The organism is Mesorhizobium sp. FG116 (genome assembly GCF_057809835.1).
The window spans coordinates 14,782-37,959 of record NZ_JBMDKS010000002.1 but is presented as its reverse complement, the minus strand read 5'-3'; the positions used below and the strand labels follow the sequence as shown (position 1 = coordinate 37,959).

The 23,178-nt window shown below is 61.2% G+C and carries 27 protein-coding genes; 11 read left to right on the top strand and 16 right to left on the bottom strand.

Annotated elements, in window-relative coordinates; translation table 11 throughout:
- Window positions 1-160: 160 nt before the first annotated feature.
- Window positions 161-421: a DUF1344 domain-containing protein gene (locus ACODTY_RS02275; protein WP_488992675.1), complete on the bottom strand. Its 261-nt coding sequence runs from the start codon at window positions 419-421 to the stop codon at window positions 161-163.
- A 254-nt stretch (window positions 422-675) separates the two neighbouring features.
- Window positions 676-1,590, bottom strand: coding sequence for an oxygen-dependent coproporphyrinogen oxidase (gene hemF / locus ACODTY_RS02270; protein WP_488992674.1), 915 nt, complete (start codon window positions 1,588-1,590; stop codon window positions 676-678).
- 97 nt (window positions 1,591-1,687) lie between these two features.
- Between hemF and ACODTY_RS02265 the strand changes: the two genes are divergently transcribed.
- Window positions 1,688-1,945 (top strand): hypothetical protein, encoded by a 258-nt coding sequence (locus ACODTY_RS02265; protein ID WP_488992673.1) that lies wholly within the window; start codon window positions 1,688-1,690, stop codon window positions 1,943-1,945.
- Between the two features lie 9 nt (window positions 1,946-1,954).
- Here the strand turns inward: ACODTY_RS02265 and soxR are convergent, their stop codons facing one another.
- The gene (gene soxR / locus ACODTY_RS02260; protein ID WP_488992672.1) at window positions 1,955-2,392 is read right to left on the bottom strand and encodes a redox-sensitive transcriptional activator SoxR; all 438 of its coding nucleotides are present in this window, start codon (window positions 2,390-2,392) and stop codon (window positions 1,955-1,957) included.
- Between the two features lie 132 nt (window positions 2,393-2,524).
- Window positions 2,525-2,983, bottom strand: a complete 459-nt coding sequence (locus tag ACODTY_RS02255) for a tRNA (cytidine(34)-2'-O)-methyltransferase (RefSeq protein ID WP_488992671.1) — start codon at window positions 2,981-2,983, stop codon at window positions 2,525-2,527.
- 427 nt (window positions 2,984-3,410) lie between these two features.
- Here ACODTY_RS02255 and ACODTY_RS02250 point away from each other — a divergent pair, with 427 nt between their 5' ends.
- Window positions 3,411-3,794, top strand: coding sequence for a hypothetical protein (locus ACODTY_RS02250; RefSeq protein WP_488992670.1), 384 nt, complete (start codon window positions 3,411-3,413; stop codon window positions 3,792-3,794).
- 45 nt (window positions 3,795-3,839) lie between these two features.
- Window positions 3,840-5,714, top strand: coding sequence for an ABC transporter ATP-binding protein (locus tag ACODTY_RS02245; RefSeq protein ID WP_488992669.1), 1,875 nt, complete (start codon window positions 3,840-3,842; stop codon window positions 5,712-5,714).
- 4 nt (window positions 5,715-5,718) lie between these two features.
- Here ACODTY_RS02245 and ACODTY_RS02240 read toward each other — a convergent pair whose 3' ends face one another.
- The gene (locus tag ACODTY_RS02240) at window positions 5,719-5,985 is read right to left on the bottom strand and encodes a BrnA antitoxin family protein (protein ID WP_488992668.1); all 267 of its coding nucleotides are present in this window, start codon (window positions 5,983-5,985) and stop codon (window positions 5,719-5,721) included.
- Window positions 5,986-6,118: 133 nt separating this feature from the next.
- On the opposite strand from ACODTY_RS02240, the gene ACODTY_RS02235 reads away from it, so the two are divergent.
- From ACODTY_RS02235 to ACODTY_RS02225, 3 genes are read left to right on the top strand one after another with little or no spacing between them, the layout of a single operon-like run.
- Complete coding sequence (locus tag ACODTY_RS02235) at window positions 6,119-6,550, top strand: hypothetical protein (RefSeq protein ID WP_488992667.1); 432 nt, start codon at window positions 6,119-6,121, stop codon at window positions 6,548-6,550.
- Complete coding sequence (locus ACODTY_RS02230; protein ID WP_488992666.1) at window positions 6,547-8,427, top strand: ABC transporter ATP-binding protein; 1,881 nt, start codon at window positions 6,547-6,549, stop codon at window positions 8,425-8,427. Before ACODTY_RS02235 ends, ACODTY_RS02230 begins: the two co-directional genes overlap by 4 nt.
- Window positions 8,428-8,468: 41 nt before the next feature.
- Window positions 8,469-8,783, top strand: coding sequence for a DUF6665 family protein (locus ACODTY_RS02225; protein WP_488992665.1), 315 nt, complete (start codon window positions 8,469-8,471; stop codon window positions 8,781-8,783).
- 10 nt (window positions 8,784-8,793) lie between these two features.
- On the opposite strand, the gene ACODTY_RS02220 is transcribed toward ACODTY_RS02225, so the two are convergent.
- From ACODTY_RS02220 to ACODTY_RS02210, 3 genes are all read right to left on the bottom strand, one after another.
- Window positions 8,794-9,273 carry a hypothetical protein gene (locus ACODTY_RS02220; RefSeq protein ID WP_488992664.1) on the bottom strand — a complete coding sequence of 160 codons (480 nt, stop codon included), beginning with the start codon at window positions 9,271-9,273 and terminating at the stop codon, window positions 8,794-8,796.
- The gene (locus tag ACODTY_RS02215; protein WP_488992663.1) at window positions 9,254-10,117 is read right to left on the bottom strand and encodes a hypothetical protein; all 864 of its coding nucleotides are present in this window, start codon (window positions 10,115-10,117) and stop codon (window positions 9,254-9,256) included. The genes ACODTY_RS02220 and ACODTY_RS02215 overlap by 20 nt, the downstream gene beginning before the upstream one ends.
- An 81-nt stretch (window positions 10,118-10,198) precedes the next feature.
- On the bottom strand, window positions 10,199-10,459 hold the full coding sequence (locus tag ACODTY_RS02210) for a hypothetical protein (RefSeq protein WP_488992662.1): 261 nt from the start codon (window positions 10,457-10,459) through the stop codon (window positions 10,199-10,201).
- A gap of 552 nt (window positions 10,460-11,011) precedes the next feature.
- On the opposite strand from ACODTY_RS02210, the gene petA reads away from it, so the two are divergent.
- The 4 genes from petA to ACODTY_RS02190 all read left to right on the top strand — a co-directional run bounded on the left by petA (window position 11,012) and on the right by ACODTY_RS02190 (window position 14,523).
- Window positions 11,012-11,575: a ubiquinol-cytochrome c reductase iron-sulfur subunit gene (gene petA, locus ACODTY_RS02205; RefSeq protein WP_488992661.1), complete on the top strand. Its 564-nt coding sequence runs from the start codon at window positions 11,012-11,014 to the stop codon at window positions 11,573-11,575.
- Between the two features lie 17 nt (window positions 11,576-11,592).
- Entirely contained in the window at window positions 11,593-12,897 is a 1,305-nt protein-coding gene (locus ACODTY_RS02200) for a cytochrome b (RefSeq protein WP_488992660.1), read from the top strand.
- Between the two features lie 25 nt (window positions 12,898-12,922).
- Window positions 12,923-13,780, top strand: coding sequence for a cytochrome c1 (locus ACODTY_RS02195; protein ID WP_488992659.1), 858 nt, complete (start codon window positions 12,923-12,925; stop codon window positions 13,778-13,780).
- Window positions 13,781-13,977: 197 nt separating this feature from the next.
- On the top strand, window positions 13,978-14,523 hold the full coding sequence (locus tag ACODTY_RS02190; RefSeq protein ID WP_488992658.1) for an adenine phosphoribosyltransferase: 546 nt from the start codon (window positions 13,978-13,980) through the stop codon (window positions 14,521-14,523).
- A 997-nt stretch (window positions 14,524-15,520) separates the two neighbouring features.
- On the opposite strand, the gene ACODTY_RS02185 is transcribed toward ACODTY_RS02190, so the two are convergent.
- The 6 genes from ACODTY_RS02185 to ACODTY_RS02160 form a co-directional block, all read right to left on the bottom strand.
- The gene (locus ACODTY_RS02185) at window positions 15,521-15,988 is read right to left on the bottom strand and encodes a MaoC family dehydratase (RefSeq protein WP_488992657.1); all 468 of its coding nucleotides are present in this window, start codon (window positions 15,986-15,988) and stop codon (window positions 15,521-15,523) included.
- Window positions 15,985-16,446 (bottom strand): MaoC family dehydratase, encoded by a 462-nt coding sequence (locus tag ACODTY_RS02180; protein ID WP_488992656.1) that lies wholly within the window; start codon window positions 16,444-16,446, stop codon window positions 15,985-15,987. The genes ACODTY_RS02185 and ACODTY_RS02180 overlap by 4 nt, the downstream gene beginning before the upstream one ends.
- 103 nt (window positions 16,447-16,549) lie before the next feature.
- Complete coding sequence (ychF, locus tag ACODTY_RS02175) at window positions 16,550-17,653, bottom strand: redox-regulated ATPase YchF (protein WP_488992655.1); 1,104 nt, start codon at window positions 17,651-17,653, stop codon at window positions 16,550-16,552.
- Between the two features lie 84 nt (window positions 17,654-17,737).
- On the bottom strand, window positions 17,738-18,472 hold the full coding sequence (gene pth / locus ACODTY_RS02170) for an aminoacyl-tRNA hydrolase (protein WP_488992654.1): 735 nt from the start codon (window positions 18,470-18,472) through the stop codon (window positions 17,738-17,740).
- A 25-nt stretch (window positions 18,473-18,497) separates the two neighbouring features.
- Window positions 18,498-19,130 (bottom strand): 50S ribosomal protein L25/general stress protein Ctc, encoded by a 633-nt coding sequence (locus ACODTY_RS02165; RefSeq protein WP_488992653.1) that lies wholly within the window; start codon window positions 19,128-19,130, stop codon window positions 18,498-18,500.
- Window positions 19,131-19,346: 216 nt separating this feature from the next.
- A complete protein-coding gene (locus tag ACODTY_RS02160; RefSeq protein WP_488992652.1) occupies window positions 19,347-20,567 on the bottom strand; it encodes an MFS transporter in 1,221 nt (406 codons plus the stop codon).
- A 115-nt stretch (window positions 20,568-20,682) separates the two neighbouring features.
- Between ACODTY_RS02160 and ACODTY_RS02155 the strand changes: the two genes are divergently transcribed.
- The gene (locus ACODTY_RS02155) at window positions 20,683-21,528 is read left to right on the top strand and encodes an AraC family transcriptional regulator (RefSeq protein ID WP_488992651.1); all 846 of its coding nucleotides are present in this window, start codon (window positions 20,683-20,685) and stop codon (window positions 21,526-21,528) included.
- A gap of 47 nt (window positions 21,529-21,575) precedes the next feature.
- Here the strand turns inward: ACODTY_RS02155 and ACODTY_RS02150 are convergent, their stop codons facing one another.
- Window positions 21,576-22,511 carry a ribose-phosphate pyrophosphokinase gene (locus ACODTY_RS02150; RefSeq protein ID WP_056236730.1) on the bottom strand — a complete coding sequence of 312 codons (936 nt, stop codon included), beginning with the start codon at window positions 22,509-22,511 and terminating at the stop codon, window positions 21,576-21,578.
- 117 nt (window positions 22,512-22,628) lie between these two features.
- Window positions 22,629-22,895 carry a hypothetical protein gene (locus ACODTY_RS02145; RefSeq protein ID WP_488992650.1) on the bottom strand — a complete coding sequence of 89 codons (267 nt, stop codon included), beginning with the start codon at window positions 22,893-22,895 and terminating at the stop codon, window positions 22,629-22,631.
- Window positions 22,896-23,178: the final 283 nt, after the last annotated feature.

Below are 23,178 nucleotides of genomic sequence, written 5' to 3'. Positions count from 1 at the left end.
TCGTTTTGAATGAGACGAAAGCATAACACGGCTGAGCGGGTTTTGTTGCGCGTGTCGGTTGAAAATTCAGGTTTCCGCTGGTCCAGACGAATGGCGATCAGACAAAAACGTCGGGGCCAAGCCTTGCGGCCTGACCCCGTCGCTGCCGCCGGTTGGACGGTTACTTCGCGGCCATCGCCGATTCAGCAACCTTGTTCTTGCCACTCATATCCCACGAGACGGTGACCTTCTCGCCGACCTTCAGGCCAGGATCCTTGAAGGACTTCGAAAGCTGGAAGGTGGTGCCGTCCTGGAGGACCAGGCTCTTGGCCGTGGCGTTGAACGTTTTGATGTTGCCGGTGGTGTGGTGAACGGCAGCAAAGGCCATTGAACCGGAGGCGAGGAAGGTGGCTACAGCAGCCGAAACAACAAGCTTGCGCATGGCAGGCTCTCCTGGAATGGCGGGCGCGTTTCTTGGAACATCGCCCGGCAGACAATAGACCGTCCAGATACGTCGGGTCGCGGTTCGTGGGTGGTGAGCCGCCGGCGTTTCCCGGTCCGGCATAAGAAATAACGCTGATTTTTCAGCAGTGTATTAGACGAAAAAGATATTCCAAACGGCCTTAAAAGCCACAATCGCCGCCCAGATTCGATGATCTGGACACGATTGCGGCTCACATTGCGCTCACGCAGATTTTACAGCCATTTCACTTCCGGCGGCAGGGAAGAGAGGATCGAGGCGACGTTTCCGCCGGTCTTGAGACCGAAGATCGTGCCGCGATCGTAGAGCAGGTTGAACTCGGCGTAGCGGCCCCGGCGCACCAGTTGTTCGTCGCGGTCGGCGTCGGTCCAGTTGTCGTTGAAGTTCTTGCGCACGAGGTGCTGGTAGACGACGAGGAAGGCGCGGCCGACATCCTGCACGAAGGAGAAATCGGCGTTCCAGCCGCCTTTTTCCTCCTCGGAATGCAGCCAATCGAAGAAGATGCCGCCGATGCCGCGGGCTTCGTCGCGATGCGGCAGGTAGAAATATTCGTCGCACCATGCCTTCAGCCGGTCGTAGTCGGCGATGCCGCGGTTCTTGTCGCAGGCAAACTGCATGGCGCGGTGGAAGGCGACCGTATCGGGATCGGCCTGCGTGCGGCGGCGATCCAGCACCGGCGTCAGATCCGCGCCGCCGCCGAACCACTGGCGCGAGGTCACAACCATGCGCGTGTTCATGTGCACTGCAGGGACATTGGGATTCCACGGATGTGTGATGAGCGAAATGCCGCTTGCCCAGAAGCGAGGGTCCTCGTCGGCTCCGGGCATCTGCTTGCGGAACTCCGGCGAGAACTCGCCATGCACGGTCGAGGTATGGACGCCGACCTTCTCGAACAGGCGGCCCTTCATCATCGACATGGTGCCGCCGCCGCCCTTGCCCTCGTCGCGCAGCCACGGCGTCCGTTCGAAGCGCCCGGGCTCCCAACTGGACTGCGGCCCGGACACTTCGTCCTCGAGTTGCTCGAAGCCGGCGCAGATGCGGTCGCGCAGATCCTCGAACCAAGCCCTTGCGGTTTCCTTCTTCGCTTCGATGTCGATGGGCAATCCGGCCGTAATGTCAGGTCGCTGCAATTCGGTCTCCGTTTCGGGTTCGCTTTGCCCGACAAATGACTCGTCTTTTTCCGTGGCGATCCCTAATCTCTGGGCAGAAAGCGTCAAGGAGGCTTTTTTGCGCACTGCGGCAAGACCACCGCTGGATGGGTTGAAAAAACGGCTTGACCAGAGCCGCGCAAGCCGCGCCGGTCGACCGCGAGACGGCTTTTTGCGCGAGACCTTCATACTGTCGCGCTCGGATGCAAGACTGAAGGCGCAGGAGTGGTTCGAGCGCTGGCCGAAGCAGGCCTACTGGACCGAGATCGAAAGCTGGTTCGAACGCCCGAACGACGTCATCGAGTTCACCATTCGCCGCCTGCCTGCCGCCGATTGACACCTCCATTCAGGGCACAACCAGCCGTCGCGCTCCGGGTCCGTCACGGCTGAGGCGATCTTCCTTGTTGCGCAGCGGGCAGCGGTCGATCGACATGCAGCCGCAGCCGATACAGTCGGTCAGTCCGTCGCGCAGTTTCTTCAGTTGAGCGATGCGCTTGTCGAGGTCGTCGCGCCAGCCGGCCGAAAGCCGCCCCCAATCGTCGCGCGTCGGCGTGCGCCCTTCGGGCAGTGAATCGAGCGCTGCGCGGATATCGGCAAGCGAGATGCCGACATCCTGCGCCACCTTGATCACCGCAACGCGGCGCAGCACGTCGGAGCCGTATCGGCGCTGGTTGCCGCTTGTGCGGTAACTGCGGATCAGCCCGCTTCGCTCATAAAAATGCAACGCTGAAACAGCGACCCCGCTTCTCGCCGCAACCTCCCCGACGGTCCATTCGCGCGCCATCGAAAATTCCCGCTTGACCTCAACTTATGTTGAGGTTGTAGCAGTTAGGCGTTCGATCTGCAAATGCGGGAGAAGGTTATGTGCATCCGTCAGGAATTCGTCGCTGCAAAGCCGGTTGGCAGCGCCTTGCCGCTAGCCGATCTGCCGGATCGCTTCTCCGGCGACCATTGCCGCAGAGACGGCGACGTTGAGGCTGCGGGCGCCATTCTTCATCGGGATGAGCAGGCGGGCATCGGCGCTCTCGTGGACATGGTCGGGTACGCCGGCCGATTCACGCCCGAACAAAAGCGTGTCGCCTTTCTCGAAGGAAAAGCTGGTGTAGACGGTCGCGGCCTTGGTCGAAAGCAGCAGCAGCCGGCGTCCGTCGGCATTCCGCTTCTCCTCGAAGGCCGCCCAGTCGAGATGACGGGTGAGGGCCGCCATTTCGATATAGTCCATCCCGGCCCGCTTCAGCGCCCGGTCCGACAGGTCGAAGCCCGCCGGCTCGATGATGTCGACGCCCAGCCCAAGGCACGCGGCGAGGCGCAGGATTGTACCGGTATTGCCGGCGATATCCGGCTGGTAGAGGGCGATGCGCAGATCGTCTTGCATTTCGAGGTGCTTTTCCTGCGTGGCAGATCGGCCACAGCCAGAGCGCGCTTTTGGCAATGGCTGGACTTTCGGGTGGTGGTTTTCTGCGATTGCGTGTATATGCCCGCCATTGTCAACTCGAACTGACGGAGGCGGGATATGGAATTCATGATGTCCGTAGACATTCACCGCCCCATCCGTGGGCTTACTGCCTGACGGCGGCACTCGGTTCGACGCTTCACTGACATTTTCAAGACGCTCGCGCTGATTCCCGCCGAAACGCTTTCACGGCTTTCGAAGGTAACCAGCCATGTTTTCCAATGCGTCAAAGGGGCTCGCAGCCCCGCCTGAGTCTGCTTCGCATTCCGGCAAGTCCGCGTTCGATGGCAATGCTGCCAGCCGTCGCGGCCGTGATTTCCATTCGACTTTTTTCCTGGAGGACGGACCTATGTTCGATCCATGCAAAGTCCCCGGCTCCCGCAGCCTGCACGAACGCAAGCTGGCAACCTGGGCGCTCCTTGTCGGCGAAACCCATTCTTCCGCCGTCCATGCCGAAACCAGGCGCAGGCCGCATCGCGGCATGCTGCCGGATGTCGATTTCTCCCGCGCGGTGCCGGACTACAGCCGGCCTTCGCTGGTGCGTCGCCTGTTTGGCCTGTTCCGCTCTGGCGGTGGCAGTCACCATCCTGCTGACGTGGCCTGTCAGGAATCTCCTGATGGGCCTGTCGGAGACATGCGTTCGCCATCCTATATAGCGCGCGAGCGGAGAGGTGCTTCGGCAGACCCATCCGAACCCCGTGACGAGGGGTCTGTGCGTCCATTGGCTGCGTAAACGGGCGCAGAAACTGCAACTGACAAAGAAGAAAGTGCCGAACCGATGTTTCGCTGGTTTGAAGAAAGACTCGATCCGTTTCCGGTCGCAGAGCCGGTCGAGCCGCCCAAGACCCTGATCGCATTTTGCCTGCACTATACGCGCGGCGCGTGGCCTTACATCGCCATTACCGGGGTGCTGATCACCTCTATCGCGCTGGCCGAAGTGTGGATGTTCGGCTTCCTTGGTCGCATCGTCGACTGGCTCTCGGCGCAGAACCGCGAGACGTTCCTGCAGACGGAAGGCTGGAAGCTGGCGGCCATGGCGTTCGTCGTGGTCGTGCTTTTGCCGGCCATGGCGCTGTTGCAGTCGCTGGTGCATGACCAGACGCTGATGGGCAACTACCCGATGCGCATCCGCTGGGACGTGCACCGCTACCTGCTCAAGCAGTCGATGACGTTCTACCAGGACGAGTTTGCCGGCCGCATCGCCACCAAGCTGATGCAGACGGCGCTTGCCGTGCGCGAATGCGTGGTCAAGGTCATCGACGTCCTCAACTATGTCGTGGTGTACTTCCTCGGCATGGTGTTCATCGTCGGCTCGTCCGACTGGCGCCTTGCGACTCCGCTGGTCGTCTGGCTGGTAGCCTACGCGCTTCTGCTGCGCTATTTCATCCCGCGCCTTGGCAAGGTGTCGGAGGAGCAGGCCGACGCGCGTTCGGTGATGACCGGGCGCATCGTCGATTCCTACGCCAATATCCAGACGGTCAAGCTGTTCTCGCATGCACGCCGCGAGGCGGTCTATGCGCGCGACAGCATGGCGATCTTCATGGACACGGTCTACCGCTCCATGCGCCTCGTAACCAGCCTTTACGGGCTGCTCTACCTGATCAACTCGCTGCTGCTGTTCTCCGTCTCGGCGCTGTCGATCTGGCTGTGGCTGAACGAGGCCGTGTCCATCGGCGCGGTGGCCGTGGTCATCGGTCTTGTCCTGCGTCTTTGGGGCATGTCGCAGTGGATCATGTGGGAGATGTCGGCGCTGTTCGAAAACATCGGCACGGTGCAGGACGGCATCGGCTCGATCTCGCTGCCGCGCCTTGTGGAAGACAAGTCGGGGGCAAAAGAGATCGTCGTCGACAAGGGCAAGATCGAGTTCGATGGCATCGGCTTCCACTACGGCAAGCAGAAGGGCATCATCGAAGACTTGTCGCTTGTCATCGATCCGGGTGAAAAGGTCGGCATCGTCGGGCGCTCAGGCGCCGGCAAATCCACGCTGGTCAACCTGCTGCTGCGCTTCTACGACCTGGAGAAGGGCCGCATCCTCATCGACGGGCAGGAGATCGCCTCGGTCAAGCAGGACAGCTTGCGCGCCCAGATCGGCATGGTCACGCAGGATACCTCGCTGCTGCACCGCTCTGTGCGCGACAACATCCTCTACGGCCGCCCCGACGCGACCGAGGAGATGATGATCGAGGCGGCGCGGCGGGCGGCGGTGATGGACTTCATCGGCGGGCTTGCCGACCACAAGGGTCGCAAGGGCTTCGACGCCCATGTCGGCGAGCGTGGCGTCAAGCTGTCCGGCGGCCAGCGGCAGCGTATCGCCATTGCCCGCGTCATGCTGAAGGATGCCCCGATCCTCATTCTCGACGAGGCGACGTCGGCGCTCGATTCAGAAGTGGAGGCGGCCATCCAGGAGAACCTGTACAAGCTGATGCAGGGCAAGACCGTCATCGCCATCGCGCACCGGCTCTCCACCATTGCGGCGATGGACCGGCTAGTGGTGATGGATAAGGGCCGCGTCATCGAGGAAGGCTCGCACGAATCCCTGATCGCCAAAGGCGGCCTTTACGCGCAACTGTGGCAACGCCAGTCCGGTGGCTTCCTGCTCGACGAAGGTCCTGCCGAGCCGGCCGGCGAACTGGAGGAACAGGCGGCGGAGTAGTGGTCTATTTCAAGCCGGCGGCCTTGCGCAAAGCTGCATTGATGCGGGTTTGCCAGCCGCGGCCGTCTTTGACGAAGAAGCCGATCACTTCTTGGTCGAGGCGCAAATGGACCGAACGTTTCGTGTGGGGAAGGGGCGGGCGGCCGAGACGACGGCGCTCGTTGCTTTCCAGCACTTCCTCCATCAGGGGCGTGTCCGGATCAGCCAGCGCAGCAGCGGTGATCTCGTCGTCCTCTTCGTCGGTCATGTTTTCAAGCGCGGCGCGTGCCATATCTTTGGCGCGCGCAAGCTTGGCGGGATCTGGCGATCCCCTGCCTCTTACGCCAGACTGCAACTTGCTTTCGTGCCCGATGTGGTCCGGCGCTTCTGCTTCAGATTTCCCTGGCAAGGCATTGGGACGATGTTTGGCTCTAGCGCTCATAGAATTTCCTGATTTCCGTCTTTGTTGCCCGACGCAGCGAAATCACACGGATTCGCTCGTCTCGTTCCGTAAAGACCATCGTATAAAATCGGGCGCCTATCAGGCCGGTTGCCAGTATTCTCTCCTCGCCGTAGTCCGTGGCCTCATCTACAACATAAAGAGCGGTATCGAAATCAAAGGCATGTACCGCTTCGAAATCGACCCCATGCTTGGCCTTGTTCGACCTCGCCTTTCTCTCGTCCCACTCGAACTGCATAGCGCCCCCACGCTAAGAATTATTGTGTATACGTTATTCTCAGATATGGCAAGTTTTTGTGGCCACAAAAAAGAACGCCTCTATCAAGGTTTCGGCTTTTTTCCCGTTGCTGGTATGAGCAAGAACATTGTCCCTGGTTGGAGTGCGGCCGCAGTATGAATGCCGTCTATCGCTGGTTTGAAAACTGGGTCTACCCATTCAGGGAGCCCGCCAGTCTGAAGCCGCCGTCAACGGCAGGCGGCTTTCTGTGGCACTATGTCGGCCAGGCCAAGCTGGCGTTTTTTGCCATGCTGGTCATTGGCGGCATCGCGCCATTGGTCGAGGCGGGGCTGTTCTATTTCGTCGGCCGCCTGGTCGATATCCTCGACCAGCTTCCGGCTGACCGCAGTTGGGCAGCGCTTTGGGACGCCGCCGGCTGGGAAATCTCGTTCATGATCGCGGTCGTGCTGGTCATCCGCACGGTTGTCGTGGCCCTGTCCGCGCTTGTCGGCGAGCAGACCATCGTGCCGGGCTTCTTCAACCTTGTGCGCTGGCAGGCGCACCGGCATGTCTCGCGCCAGTCCTATTCCTTTTTCCAGAACGATTTTGCCGGTCGCATCGCAACCAAGGTCTGGCAGGCAGGGCAGGCCACCGGCGACCTGATGGAAAGCTTCATCGAGGTGGTCTGGTTCATGATCGTCTATACGGTCACCACACTTGCCTTGGTCGCCGCGCTCGACTGGCGTCTGGCGGCGTTGGTGCTGGTTTGGATCGTGGCGTTCGGCTGGCTCGCCAGGCTCTACATCCCCTCCATCCGCAAGCGCGCGGAAGCGACGGCGGAAGCCGGGTCGATGATCAATGGACGCATCGTCGATTCATATTCGAACGTGCAGACGCTGAAGCTTTTCGCGGCCGACGGCGACGACAGCTACATCCGCAACGGCTTCGACATCTATCTCGACCAGCTCCGCCCCTTCACCCGCCGCCTTACCGGGGTCAGGGTGGCGCTGACGGCGCTGTCCGGCATCATGATCACGGCGATCGGCTGTTTTGCCGTCTATCTGTGGGTCGAAAACCTCATCACCGTTGGCGCGGTCGCCTTTACGCTTTCACTTGTGCTGCGTCTCAACATGCTGCTTGGGCGCTTGATGATGCAGCTCAATGGCATATTGCGAAACCTCGGCGTGCTGGAAAACTCCAAGGAGCTGATCTCGCAGCCGCTCGGCCTTGTTGATGCACCCGATGCAAGGGAACTTGTCGTTACTGGAGGGAGCATCGAGGTGAACAACGTCGAGTTCCACTACGGCAAGGGCTACGGCGTCCTCGACCACATCAGCCTCAGTGTGCGGCCGGGTGAAAAGGTCGGTCTGGTCGGCCCTTCTGGCGCCGGCAAGACCACGCTCGCCAACCTCATCCTGCGCCTCTACGATCTGGAAAGCGGTGCGATCCTGATCGACGGCCAGGACATCTCGAAAGTCACGCAGAACTCGCTGCGGGCCAATATCGGCGTGGTCAGCCAGGAGACGGCGCTGTTCCACCGCTCGCTGCGCGACAACATCAAGCTCGGCATGGAAGAGGCGAGCGATGCCGAGGTGGTAGCTGCCGCCAAGCGGGCGGAAGCGCATGATTTCATCCTTGGCCTGCGCGACAACCGGGGTCGTGCCGGCTACGAGGCCTTCGTCGGCGAGCGCGGCGTCAAGCTCTCCGGTGGCCAGCGCCAGCGCGTCGCGATCTCGCGCGTGTTCCTGAAGGACGCGCCGATCCTCATCCTCGACGAAGCCACCTCGGCGCTCGATTCCGACATCGAGGCCGCGATCCAGGAAAACCTGCACAGGCTGATGGAAGGCAAGACGGTGATTGCTATCGCGCATCGCCTCTCCACAATCGCCGCGCTCGATCGGCTGGTCGTGCTGGATGGAGGCCGCATCGTGGAGGAAGGCACGCATGACGAGCTAGTCGCCCTCGACGGCCTTTATGCGCGGCTGTGGAAGCGCCAGTCCGGCGGTTTCCTGTTCAACGAGGAGAGTCCGCTCGCGGAGACGCGCCCGGCGGAGTAGACTGTTGCGTACCACTTTCGATTAATAATTCAGGGCGATCTATGTCGCTTAGGCCCCCCAATTTCTTGTGGAAAACCAGCGCCGGCGACGCGACGTTCGATCTGCTCGGCCACGAGATCCTTACCGAGAAGGCTGCAGGGCTTGGACGCACCGGTGCGCAGGCCGAAGCGTGCCTTGCGAGATTGCGCGACCACCAGGGATCGGAGGCCGAGCGCGAGCGTCTCATCAAGGCCGCGGCCGACGCCGTTTATGCATGGTTCATCCAGCGCGAATTGTGCGGCTTTCGCCGGCACGACGACGTCGTGCGCCAGTACGATATACCCAGGGTTGTGCTTGCTAGGTTGGGCGCGAAATAGCGTGCTGCCGTCAGTCGGAAAGTCCGGCCAGTTCCGACGGCGCGATGAAGCTGTCGGGGCAGTCGCCGCTGCGGATGATGGCGCGCACTTTCAGCGGCGGCGAATCGATGCCGGCATAGCGCTCGAAGCGACGCAGATAGTAGCGCATCAGCGGGCCGGCGATCGGCTGCTGGTCGTGCAGCGTCGTGCCTGCGGAATAGACGACAGGATTGTTGCCCGCCTTCCATTCCACCGCTGCGCGGTGCCAACCTTGCGGCGACACGTTGCCGATCTGCACAACGCAGCCGTCGCGCACGCCGGTGAACCATTGCGGGTCCGTGTCGGGTTCGGGCGGGGTTACGGCAAAGGCATGGTTGGCCATCAGTGCCGCAATGTCATCGCTGTCGGGGTATTGCGCGGCGAAACTGGTGGCCGAGCCAAGCTGGACCTTGAGGCCGAGGCTCACTGCCAGAAGTACGGCAAAGGCGAGGCTAAGCGACAGCCGTGGCATCGCGCCTGATCCCTCTCGTGAAGATGAAGACGATCGTCAGGATGGTCACCCAGCCGGCAATCGCCGCTCCCGTCGGGCCATGGATGGTCGAATAATACTGCGGCATCACGCCGATCAGCGCGATGCGGAAGACGTTGATGAACACTGTCGCGGCACAGGCAAGCAAGGTCGCCAAGATGGCCCGTTTCGACCATTTGAGGCCTTGCGCGCTGACGAAAAGCACGCCGCACAGCATCGCAAGCGATACGTTTGTAAGCGAGGAGCACGCCGGCTCGAGGAAGATCACGCCCGATCCGTCGGCAAACGGGATGGTGTTGCCGCTCGACTGCGTTCCGACGATCCAGCTCACCAGCTTGGCGTCCATTTCCAGTATCCGCGTACCGGCGGCGGCGAACAGGATGCGCGCCCACAGCATCGGCACCGTCAGCGCCAGCAGCACCATTCCCGCGCGGCGCAGCGAGGACGACTTCGCGGATGTGGCGTAAAGATAGATGCCGGCAAGGGCGATGCCGAGCCAGCTCATGAAGGGTGCGGGAACGAGGAAGGTTGCGCAGGCGATGACGGCAACGGCGATATCCATACGCCCTGCCGCGCGCTGGTCGGCGCGCAATAGCAAAAGGACCGCGATTGCGCCTGCGGCCCAGATGACGATGCTTACGCCAAGCGTATTGAAGAGCGCGGCCGCGATGCCGTTGTTCTGGATTTCGGTCGCGGCCTTCTCGCTGATGCCGTTGGCGAAGCCGACAATGGTTACGCCGAGGTACAGCAGACGACATTGAACGGCCGCGCTGACGCGGCCGTCCTCGTTCACGATTTCAGTTCTGCTTACGTCGAAAGTAGTCACGCACACGTCTCGCGCTCTGTCAGCCAGGCAGGATCCCGCCCAGGTTCGCTGCCCGCGCGGCGCAAGCCGCTTGCTTAAGGCCTATTGCCCGTCTTTCGACTTGCGATTGCGGTTCCTTACCCACAGGTAGCCGCCAAGAGCGACGACTGCCGGCAGGCCGAGACCAATCACAGGGCCGGGCGCGGAGTGCGAAACCGTTCCGCCACCGTTGTTGCCGCCACCGTTGTTACCACCGCCTTTTCCCCCGCCACTGCCGGGAAACCAGCCCGAAAGGGCAAATGCGGGCAAGCTGGTCAGAACTACAAATGCGATTGCGATCGGCAAAGTCCGTGTTGCCTTCATGTACTTTTCTCCCATCCAAGCGACTAAGATTGAAGGGTACCATGCGGGTCAGGATTCGTAGGTCGCTCATAGGTGGTAGTTCGCTAGATAGTATGGCTTAACCATATCTAAGAAGCCTGTTTTCACTCAGTCCACCTTGTGACTGTTGCACCATGTTGCGCCGTGACGAAACGCGCTGGAACACCCGGCGGCGCTTAAACCATATGGCCTACACCGTCCCTGGCTGGCTGTGTGTCGTTTACGGCGCGGGGGCAATCGTTCGATTCGATCAACGCCACCGGTCGGATTTTCCAAAAAGGGGCCGCAGCCAAGCTGTATGACGCCGGGCTCGCAACTGTCTGTAAGTGGCTGAATTCCGGCCTTCCGAACGGGCCGCGACAATCTGCCGTCCCGCCTGTTGCGCTCTGGACAAGCGGTGGCTTCACGCATAAACCGAAATCCAAATGCCGGAGGAGTCCCGCTAGCCTTTTGCCATGCGCGAATGGCTGGCGTTTTGAGCGGGGACAAGAAGCTCGACCTTCGGCACGGAAGAGGCGAAAGGATCAGGCACCCGTGAGCGCAACCGATATCGAAGATCCAAACCGTCGAGATTTTCTTTACATCGCCACCGGCATGGCCGGCGTTGTCGGTGCAGGCGCCGTCGCCTGGCCGTTCATCGACCAGATGCGGCCCGATGCCTCGACGCTGGCGCTTTCGACCGTCGAGGTCGATGTCTCTTCTCTGACGCCCGGCATGTCGCTGACTGCCAAGTGGCGCGGCAAGCCGGTGTTCATCCGCAACCGCACGCCTGAAGAGATCGAGGCCGCCAAGGCCGTCAAGCTCGACGAGCTCAAGGATCCGCTGGCGCGCAACGCCAATCTCGCTTCCGACGCACCGGCCAACGATCTCGACCGCACCGCCGGCGAGGGCAAGGAAAACTGGCTGGTCATGGTCGGCGTCTGCACCCATCTCGGCTGCATCCCGCTTGGCCAGCAGGGCGATTTCGGCGGCTGGTTCTGCCCATGCCACGGTTCGCACTACGACACCGCCGGCCGCGTCCGCAAAGGCCCGGCACCGGAAAACATGGCGGTGCCCGTGTTCGAATTCATTTCTGATACCAAAGTCCGCATCGGTTGAGGCAGGGGGATATTTCGATGAGCGAGGGACACTCCACCTATTCGCCTAAAACCGGGCTTGGCCGCTGGTTCGATGCCCGCCTGCCGCTGCCCAGGCTGGTCTATGACAGCTTCATCGCCTATCCGGTGCCGCGCAACCTCAACTATGCGTGGACCTTCGGCGGCATCCTGTCGATCATGCTGGTGGCGCAGATCCTCACCGGCATCGTCTTGGCGATGCACTATGCCGCCGACACGCACCTGGCCTTCGGGTCGGTCGAAAAGATCATGCGCGACGTCAATTCCGGCTGGCTGCTGCGCTACCTGCACTCCAACGGTGCGTCGTTCTTCTTCATCGCGGTCTATGTCCACATCTTCCGCGGTCTCTATTACGGCTCCTACAAGGCGCCGCGCGAACTGCTCTGGATCCTCGGCTGCATCATCTATCTCCTGATGATGGCGACCGGCTTCATGGGTTACGTGCTGCCGTGGGGCCAGATGAGCTTCTGGGGCGCGACGGTTATTACCGGCTTCTTCACCGCCATTCCGCTTGTCGGCACTTGGATCCAGGAACTTTTGCTCGGCGGCTTTGCGGTCGACAACCCGACGCTCAACCGCTTCTTCGCGCTGCACTACCTGTTGCCGTTCATGATCGCCGGCGTCGTTGTGCTGCACGTCTGGGCGCTGCACGTCACCGGCCAGAACAATCCGACCGGCATCGAGGTCAAGTCGAAGACCGACACCGTTGCCTTCACGCCCTATGCGACTATCAAGGACGCGCTCGGCATGATCGTGTTCCTGCTGGTGTTCGCCTATTTCGTCTTCTACATGCCGAACTATCTCGGCCACCCGGACAACTACACCGTTGCCAACCCGCTGAAGACGCCGGCGCACATCGTGCCTGAATGGTACTTCCTGCCGTTCTACGCCATCCTGCGCGCCATCACCTTCAACATCGGGCCGATCAACTCCAAGCTCGGAGGCGTGCTCGCCATGTTCGGCGCCATCGCGGTCCTGTTCGTCGTGCCATGGCTTGACACTTCCAAGGTCCGCTCAGCGGTCTACCGTCCGTGGTACAAGCTGTTCTTCTGGATCTTCGCCGCCAACGCCATCTTCCTCGGCTGGCTCGGCTCGCGTCCGGCGGAAGGCTCCTACGTGGTCATGGCGCAGATCGCCACGCTCTACTACTTCGCCTTCTTCATCGTCATCATGCCGCTGCTTGGCCTGATCGAGACGCCTCGCCGCCTGCCGAACTCGATCACCGAGGCAGTGCTGGAGAAGAACAAGGGTGCCGGCAGCGGGCATCCGGCGGGCGCCACGGCGTCTCCGGAAACCAGAGGCTGAGGCAGGGAATCTTAGGGGATTTAACATGAAAAAGATTCTCGCTTCGCTGGCAGTGCTGGGCTTCATGATGGCCGGCACCGCCGCCATTGCCGAGGAGGCGGGCCACAACGCCGCCGAACCGACGCACTTTCCCATCCACAAGCCAAAGCAGATCGACTGGACCTTTTCCGGTCCCTTCGGCACCTACGACAAGGGCCAGCTCCAGCGCGGCCTGAAGGTCTACAAGGAAGTCTGCTCGGCCTGCCATTCAATGAACCTGGTGGCGTTCCGCACGCTAGAGGACCTTGGCTATTCCGAGGCGCAGGTGAAGACGCTTGCCGCCGAATACACCGTCCAGGACGGTCCCAACGATGAAGGCGAGATGTTCGAGCGTCCGGGCCTGCCGTCGGATCATTTCCCGTCGCCGTTCCCGAACGAACTGGCGGCTGCTGCTGCCAATGGCGGCGCTGCTCCGCCCGACATGTCGTTGCTCGCCAAGGCGCGCGGCGTCGAGCGCGGCTTCCCGACCTTCGTATTCGACATTTTCACCCAGTATGCCGAAAACGGCCCCGACTACATCCACTCGCTGTTGACCGGCTATGACGAACAGCCGCCGGCCGGCATGGAGATCGCGGAAGGCACGCACTACAACCCGTATTTCATCGCCGGCAAGTCCCTGGCCATGGCCAAGCCTTTGTCCGACGATCAGGTGACCTACGACGACGGTGCGCCGCAGACGGTCGACCAGTATGCGCGTGACGTCTCAGCATTCCTGATGTGGGCGGCCGAGCCGCATCTCGAGGACCGCAAGAAGACCGGCTTCCGTGTCGTCGTCTTCCTGCTGCTCTTTGCCGGCTTGATGTATCTCACCAAGCGCAAGGTCTGGGCCAACGTCCCGCACTGAAACTAAAGATATGAGAATAAGGGGAGGGGCGCCGATCGGTGCCCTTTTCTTTTTGGCCGGCAGGCGGCAATAAAGCACGGTCCCGAAAAGTGGATACCGGTTTTCGGACAAGACCATGCGCAAAGAAAGAAATGGATCGCGGTGACGGTTCAACGAAAAGCCGTCACGATCCGTTGGATGGCGATTGGATGCCCCCGATGAACGCTTCTGTCGAAGAAACCTTGCTCGCCGCGATCCGCACAATTCCCGACTATCCCAAGCCGGGCATCCTGTTTCGAGACATCACCACGCTGCTCGGAAATGCGCGCGCATTCCGCCGCGCCATCGACGAGTTGGTGCATCCGTTTGTCGGCGGCAAGGTGGACAAGATCGCGGGCATCGAGGCGCGCGGCTTCATCCTTGGCGGCGCGGTTGCACATCAGTTGTCTGCCGGCTTCGTGCCGATCCGCAAGAAGGGCAAGCTGCCGCACGAAACGGTGCGCGTCGCCTATAGCCTGGAATACGGACTGGACGAAATGGAGATGCACAAGGACGGCGTTGCTCCGGGCGAGAAGGTCATCCTGATCGACGACCTCATTGCCACCGGCGGCACTGCAGAAGCGGCGGTCAAGCTGTTGAGGCAGATCGGCGCTGACATCGTTGCCGCCTGCTTCGTCATCGACCTGCCGGATCTCGGCGGCCGCCGCAAGCTGGAAGCCCTCGGCGTGCCGGTGCGAACCCTCATCGGATTCGCAGGGCATTGAGCGGCAAACCGCGCCGTAATTTCGAAGCGCCACTCCTCAACCTCGTCATCCCGGAAGCGAGCCGAGCAAAGCGACGGCGATGCTGTGCGGGATCCATTCCGTGACATCGCGGCAGCGCGAAAGCGTTGTAAAACCAGCTACACCCCTCATCCGACCTCGCTGCGCTCGGCCACCTTCTCCCACAAGGGGCGAAGGTAGGTCGGCATCCACGCCGAGGCCAATGTTCAACGTTAGTGTTTAGCGGTGGGGTCGATGACGGCTTCCCTTCGCCCCTTGTGGGAGAAGGTGGCCGAGCGAAGCGAGGTCGGATGAGGGGTGTTTGAGCGCAAACGCTGACGCCTTCCTCTCCCCGCCTGCGGGGGTGAGCAGCCGGTTCGCAAAGCGAATTCATCATGCCGGTGGCATGATGAAAGGCCAGCGAACGCCGGGTCGCTGCGCAAGCAGCGGGCACCCGGCCGGTAGGGTAAGGGTGAGGGGCAGCGCTGGCTTCACTGGATGTGGATCGAATTACCCACCTCCCTATCCACACCCCATGCCAACCCCTTGACCTCACTCACTTCTGTAAAAAATCTTTCACCCCGCTTATCCACGCCCTCTCATCCCTCCCCCATACTCTGCCCCATCGCTCTTGCGGGAACCGGCTGCGCACCGGGCAACGGTTAGGGCGGCGGTGACCTCCCCCCATTGGTTCGGCGCCAATGGACCCGAGGGCATCCGACAGGCCGGCGTCCTGCGGCGGGCTTTCCATGACAAAGGAAAGGCAACCCGTGGCGGCAGGAGGCGCATTTCGCCTGATCGTCGCGACAGGGTAAGCCCATCGGACGATCTTGGGACCGGTCGACTGGATGACAAGCACCGGACGGGCGGCCGCGAGGCCGCACTACTTAACTAAACGAGCGACCGAACGGCCGCCCGTCCTCCCGACCTCATTCGAGGTCAGTTCTTTGACAATGGCCAGACGGCTTTCGCCGGGCGTGGCAATGAACAGGTGCGAGCTTCAGCCCGCCTTGACCAGCACCGAGTTCTCGAACTCGATGACCTTCGCGCCGGTGGAATTGAATGCCTCCGCGAAGATGGTCAGCAACAGCCATCCGGGCCGCGATGCGATCGGCCGATATCCGACGCCTGTGCGCGTGAAGCTTATCGTCTCGCCGGCATATACCGGCTTCAGCCATTTGAGGTTCTTGAAGCCGGGCGAGGGGCCGAATTCCGGTGCCGGCCCTGTACCAGTCCATCTGGTGTCCGCCGAGGTGATCTGGGCGAGGTTGTATTTCATCCACATCGCCGCCGTGTGCCAGCCGGAGGCGCACAGCCCGCCGAGCACACTCTTCTTTGCCGCCTCTTCGTCGAGGTGGAAGAGTTGGGGATCGTATTTGGCGGCGAACGCCTTGATCTCGTCCGGCCTGAACGTATGCGATCCAAGCTGGACTGTTTTCCCGATGCCGAGGAATTCGTCGAGCGTCATTGGGCAGCTCCGCGCGTCAGGAACATGACGGAGTTCCGCAGTTCGAACACAGGTTCGCCGCGCTGGTTGACCAGTTCCGTCCTGATGGTCACGAGACCGACGGTGGGCCGCGATTTCGACAGCCGCTTGGACAGCACCGTGCATGTGCCGGTGAGCGTGTCGTTGGCCAAAACCGGGGCCCGCCACCTGACCTCGTCAATGCCGGGCGATCCCTGCGATGTGGAATCGACCAGAAAGGCGTCGCAGATCATGCGCATGAAAATCGCGCAGGTGTGCCAGCCGGACGCCGCCAATCCGCCGAGGATGCTCGCCTTGCCGGCGGCTTCGTCCAGATGCATGGGTTGCGCGTCGAACTCGGAGGCGAATTCGATGATTTCCTCCGCCGTCACCAGCTTGCTGCCGAGGTCGAGCGCGGCCCCTTCGGCAAAATCCTCGTAGGCCCATTTCTTGGCGGTCATGGAATGGAATCTCGTTCAAGCTTGCGCCGATACCATGAACCTTGCGCAGCATTGCGCGCAAGGCCGCAGGTACTGTGGCCTTACATCCGGTACGCTCTGCGGATCAGGTGTTGAACTTGAACAGCATCACGTCGCCGTCCTGCACGACATATTCCTTGCCTTCGTCGCGTGCCTTGCCGGCTTCCTTGGCGGCGACTTCGCCGCCGAGCGCGACGAAGTCGTCGTAGGCGATGGTCTGGGCCCTGATGAAACCGCGCTCGAAATCGGTGTGGATTACGCCGGCCGCCTGCGGGGCCTTGGTCCCGCGCGAGATAGTCCAGGCGCGCGTTTCCTTCGGGCCGGCGGTGAAGTAGGTGATGAGGTGCAGCAGATCGTAGCCGGCTCGGATCAGCTTATCGAGACCCGGCTCGTCCAATCCCATCGAGGCCAGGAATTCCCGCTCCTCATCATCGGGAAGCTGCGCCACCTCGGCCTCGATCGCTGCCGAGATGACCACGGTTTTCGCGCCTTGCGCCTCGGCCATCTTCTCGACGGAGCGGGTATGCTCGTTGCCGGTCGCGGCGTCTGACTCAGCTACGTTGCAGACATAAAGGACCGGGTGGGAGGTAAGCAGGTTCAGGCCCCTGAGGATAGCAAGGTCCTCCGCTGCAATGCCGTTCAGCAATACGCGGGTCGGCTTGCCGTCCTGCAATAGTGCCAGCGCCTTTTCCATAAGGGGCAGGACTGTGGTCGCTTCCTTGTCCTTGCCGGTTGCGCGCTTGCGGATCTGGACGATGCGGCGCTCGATGCTGTCGAGATCGGCCAGCATCAACTCGGTCTCCACCGTCTCGGCATCCGCAACCGGGTCGATACGACCTTCGACATGAGTAATATCGTCGTCCTCGAAGCAGCGCAGCACATGGACGATGGCGTCGACCTCGCGGATGTTGGCGAGGAACTGGTTGCCCAACCCTTCGCCCTTGGAAGCGCCCCGCACCAATCCGGCAATATCGACGAAGGAAATGCGGGTCGGAATGATTTCCTTGGATTTGGCAATCTCCGCGATCTTCTTCAGGCGCGGATCAGGAACTGCCACTTCGCCCGTGTTAGGCTCAATGGTGCAAAACGGATAGTTGGCGGCCTGCGCGGCAGCCGTGCGGGTCAGTGCATTGAACAGCGTAGACTTGCCGACATTGGGCAGGCCGACAATACCGCATTTAAAGCCCATGATTTATCAAGTCCTGTCGATCTTCGGGAGTTGCCCACGGCTATGGGCGAAAGGCCTGACAATCGTCAAGCCCCGGTGGGGCAGCTATTCCTTGTTGCCGAACAGCTTCTTGAGCATTGCCGCCATCGGTCCGGTTTCGGGAAGCTTCACAGCGGGTCCTTGCTGGCGAGCCTGGCGGATGTGGCTTTGCTGCGGCTTGCGTGCCGCTTTCTTCGGTGGCGGCGCGTCGTCTTCTCCGGTCGGCTGGAGCTTGTCGCGCAAGGTCAAGGTAATGCGGTTCATGAAGGAATTGTCGTCGCCCTTGGCGATCAGGTCGGCATTGTCCGCAACGGACTGGATCAGGACGTCGAGCCATTCCTGATCGGCCTTGGAGAAGTCACCAAGAACATGGCCATGCACCATCTCCCGGGCGCCGGGATGACCGATTCCGATGCGGACGCGCCGATAGTCCTTGCCGATATGCTGGTCGAGCGAACGGATGCCATTATGACCGCCTGCACCGCCGCCAACCTTGACCCGCACCTTGCCCGCGGCGAGATCGATCTCGTCATAGAAAACGGTCACAGCGGACGGCTCTAATTTATAGAAGCGAAGTGCTTCGCCGACCGCTTGGCCGGAAAGGTTCATGAAGGTCTGCGGCTTGATAAGCAGCACCTTTTCGCCGCCGAGCTTGCCCTCGGCGATCTCTGCCTGGAATTTGCGCGACCATGGCGAAAACGAATGGCGGCGGGCTATCGCGTCCGCCGCCATGAAACCGACATTGTGCCGGTTGTTCGCATACTTCGCACCCGGATTGCCGAGGCCTGCAAAAAGCAGCATCGTCGTCTCTCCGGGTGGAAAGAGGTTACTTCTCTTCGGCAGCAGAAGCCGCAGGGGCCGCAGCTGCGCCGTCGTCGTCTTCCGCCTTGGCAGCGGCGGTACCGGCTATGGTCGCGATGGTGAAGTCGCGATCAGAAATCACAGCCTTGATGCCTGCCGGCAGCTTGACCGCCGAGATGTGAATTGAATCGCCGATGTTGGCGCCATCGAGATCGACGGTGATGAAGTCGGGGATCGCATTGGCGGGGCAATGGAACTCGACTTCGTGGCGCACGACGTTCAGCGTGCCGCCGCGCTTGATGCCCGGTGACTTGTCTTCGTTGATGAAGTGGACCGGGACGTTGACGGTCACCTGGGTGTCCTTGCCGACGCGCAGGAAGTCGACATGCATCGGGAAGTCCTTGACCGGATCAAGCTGATAGTCCTTGGGCAGGACCTGAATCTTCTTGCCGTCGACGTCGATCGTCGCGACCGTCGTCAGGAAGCCGCCGCCATGAATCTTGTAGAAGACTTCCTTGTAGGGCAGCGTGATAGCCAGGGGAGGCTGCTTGTCGCCATAGATGACTGCTGGCACTTTACCGTTGCGGCGAACTGCACGGGCGGACCCCTTACCGACCTGTTCGCGCGCTTCGGCCTTGAGCTCGTATGTGTTGCTCATGGCATTTCCTTTCGCGTTGTATGGAGCGTTCGCGGCAGGCACAGCCAAGCCGTAAACGTTGAAGGTTGCCACAGCGATGCATGATGGCCTGAGAACCGGTATCCGCTTTCGGGGATCATGCAGGAAGGCAGCCTTCCGCCGTGTTGCCTCCAAGGGTGTCTACACGGGTGGCGGCTCTATAGCGGAAGGGCGCGTGCCGCGCAAGGCTTGGTGGCCTTACGCCTTGGTTTTGCTCGCCTGCTTCATGTTGGGCAGGAAGATCGTCAGCAGCCCAAGGAGCGGCAGGTAGGAGCAAATGCGGTACACGTAATCGATGCCCTTCACGTCGGCAACAATGCCGAGCAAAGCGGCAGCGATGCCACCCATGCCAAAGGCGAAACCGAAGAAGACGCCTGCAATCATGCCAACGCGGCCAGGGACCAGCTCCTGGGCAAAGACGACGATGTTCGAGAAAGCCGACGACAGGATAAGACCGATGATGATGGTCAGAACAATCGTCCATTCCAGATTGGCGTAGGGCAGGGCCAATGTGAACGGCAACACGCCCACGATCGAGAACCAGATCATAGCCTTCTGCCCGAAGCGGTCGCCGAACGGTCCACCAAGCAAAATGCCGAGTGCCGATGCGCCGAGAAAGGCGAAGAGCAGGACCTGCGACATCTGCACCGAAACGCCGAATTTCTCGATGACGTAGAAGGTATAGTAGCTCGAGATGCTGGCCATATAGGCGTTCTTGGACAGCACCAGCAGTGTAAGGATCGCCAGTGCCCAGGCGACGCGGTTCCGCGAGAAAGGCGAGACGAAGGGTGCTGCCTTGCGGGCCGCCTGATTGGCGCGGAAGCGGTTGTACCAACCGCCGACCTGATAGAGAACGACGATGCCGATCAGGGAGCCGATGGCAAACCAGGCGATGCTCGACTGGCCGAAGGGAACGACGATGAACGCGGCAAGCAATGGGCCGATCGATTGACCGGCGTTGCCGCCGACCTGAAACAGGGATTGGGCAAGGCCGTGCCGTCCACCGGATGCGAGGCGGGCGATGCGCGAAGATTCAGGGTGGAACACGGCCGAGCCGATGCCGATCAGCGAAGCGCCGATCAGCAAAAGCCAATAGTGACCGGCATAGGCGAGCACAATCAGCCCCACAAGCGAAGACGCCATGCCGACCGGCAGCGAGTAGGGCATTGGCCGCTTGTCGGTGACGAAGCCCACAACTGGCTGCAACAGCGATGCCGTTACCTGGAAGGTGAAGGTGAGCAAGCCGATCTGCCAGAAATCGAGACCGTAATTGTCTTTGAGCAACGGATAGATGGCCGACAGCAGCGACTGCATGATGTCGTTGATGCCGTGGCAAAAGCTTACGGCGAGGATGACGGTGAATGCCGTAGTCGTCGCGGTCGTGGTGGTGCCACCAGCTGTCGCTGTCGTGTCGGTCAAGGAAGGCTCCATGAGGCTTGCAGGCGGTCCTGCGATGTCACGCAGCTTATAGTCCGGTTGCGATGGGACTTCTTTCGTGGTTTGGTCCAAATATTACGCAAGTGGGCCAACACCAATGGTAATCAAAGTTTCCCATCTGGAAGCACCGGTCACGGATCTCTTTACCTTGCATCGGTCACGCCTGGACTGGCTGGAAAGAACCAGCGGGCCGATCATTGCGCTGCCGTCGGAATACCCCGACGGCTACCGGGTGCCGGAGCACCAACACAGCCGCAGCCAGTTGCTGCACGCCTTGACGGGGGTGGTGCTGGTGAAGACGGACTACGGCCGCTGGATGGTTCCGCCCGACCATGCCATGTGGATTCCGGCAGGGATCGAGCATGCGGTTGAGATGCTTGGCGATGTGAGCATGCGCTCGGTCTATGTTACGCCTGATGCAATCGACGGATTGCCGGGTAGTCTTCGCGTCGTGGCCGTCAGCGACCTCATGCGCAGCCTGATTATCGAGGCCGTGACCTTGCCGCCTGAGCCGCAACTTGTCGGTCGTTCCGGTCTGGTCCTTAATCTTCTGCTTCATGAAATCCCGAATTTGCCGGAGAAGCCTCTTGGCCTGCCGTTCCCTGACGACCCAAGGATTGCCACGCTTTGCCGTCGGTTTGTCGCGGAGCCTTCGCCGCACGCAACCATCGACGACTGGGCCGCGCTGGTTGGCATGAGCCGACGCTCGTTCACCCGGACATTTCACAAGCAGACTGGGTTGTCATTGTCGACATGGCGCCAGCAAGCCCTCTTGTTTGCGGCCTTGCCGCGATTGACAGATGGCGAACCGGTCACGCGAGTGGCGCTTGACCTTGGCTATGATAGCGTTCCGGCCTTCACGACAATGTTCAAGCGAATGCTGGGCATTTCGCCAAGGGCATATCTGCGAGGCTCGCGAGATGTCGAACGGGCTGCCCGCTAGAGCAGCCTACGCACCTGGGGCCGCAATGATGGGTTGAGGGCCTGTTGTTAGTCGAACAGGCTGGATACCGACTGCTCCGACGCAGTACGCGAGATGGCCTCTCCCAGAAGGTCGGCGACGGTGATGACGCGAATGTTCTGCGCATCAAGTGCTGCCTGGGTCGGCTGGATCGAGTCGGTGGTAACGAGTTCCTGTAGATGCGAACCGGCGATACGGGCGGCGGCGCCGCCCGAAAGGACACCGTGAGTGATGTAGGCGGTGACGCTGGTTGCACCCTTCTGCAAGAGCGCGTCGGCGGCATTGCAGAGCGTGCCGCCGGAATCGACGATGTCGTCAATCAAGAGGCAATCCTTGCCGCGCACGTCGCCGATGACGTTCATAACTTCAGATTCGCCCGGTCGTTCGCGGCGCTTGTCGACGATCGCGAGTTGCGCATCGATGCGTTTGGCGAGCGCGCGAGCACGCACCACGCCACCGACGTCAGGCGAGACGACCATGACGTTGCTAAGCTGCTTGTATTTGGCCTTCACGTCGCGCGCCATGACCGGCACCGAGAACAGGTTGTCGGTGGGAATGTCGAAGAAGCCCTGGATCTGGCCGGCGTGAAGATCGAGCGTCAACACGCGGCTGGCGCCGGCGCGTGCGATCATGTTTGCCACAAGCTTGGCCGAGATGGGTGTGCGGCCCGAAGCGCGCCGATCCTGCCTCGCATAGCCGAAATACGGGATGACCGCCGTGATGCGCCGTGCTGACGAACGCATGAAAGCGTCTATCATGATGAGCAGTTCCATCAGGTGGTCGTTTGTCGGAAAAGACGTTGACTGCAGGATGAAGACGTCCTCACCACGCACGTTTTCCTGAATCTCGACGAAAATCTCCTGGTCGGCGAAGCGCCGGACGCTGGCCTTGCCAAGCGGAATGTTGAGATAGCGGGCGACTGCTTCGGCCAGCACCCTGTTGGAATTGCCCGCGAAGAGTTTCATATGTCGTTCCTGGAGAGAATTTTACCGGGCTTTTATCCGCCTTGACCGGTATTGCAAGCACTGAGAACCGGAATCGTCCGGCAAACCCCAAAAAACGCGATCAAGGCAGAAGCGTCGTTAGCCGGTACGACCACCGAGCCATGATGAAAATTGGTCTATGGTCTTATTGGCGATCGCTTGCATGGTTGCCGGAGCCACTCCCGCCCAACCTTCGACGCCATTTACCGACGCTGCTTTTTCCTGGCCGTTGATGCGGTGAAGCCGATTGCCGGCGGGATCATAGACATCCCAGACATAGATCACCGTGGTTTCCTTGCCCTCGGTGATAACGGAGAAGTAGCCCTTCAAGACATGCGTTGCAGACTGATCGGTGCTGCCGGCCAAGGTAATGCCACGCTGCCGCGCCTCTGTCTGAAGCTGCGCAGACAGAGGCGCGGCAGCTTCAACAGTGGCCCCCACGATGGGCGCGATCTGAAGACGGGTTCTGCCTGAGACAGCAGTTTGCTGGGGGGCGGATGTTGGGGCGGTGGTGGTTGGCGTGGATGCCTGTAGCGGCGTCTTTGATGGGGGTGGGCGTACGGGAGTCGTATCGGTCCCGAATTCGGATGGTATCCTGGAAGACATGTCGCCTTGAGATGCCGGTGTTGGGTCAGGTTTTTGACCTAGC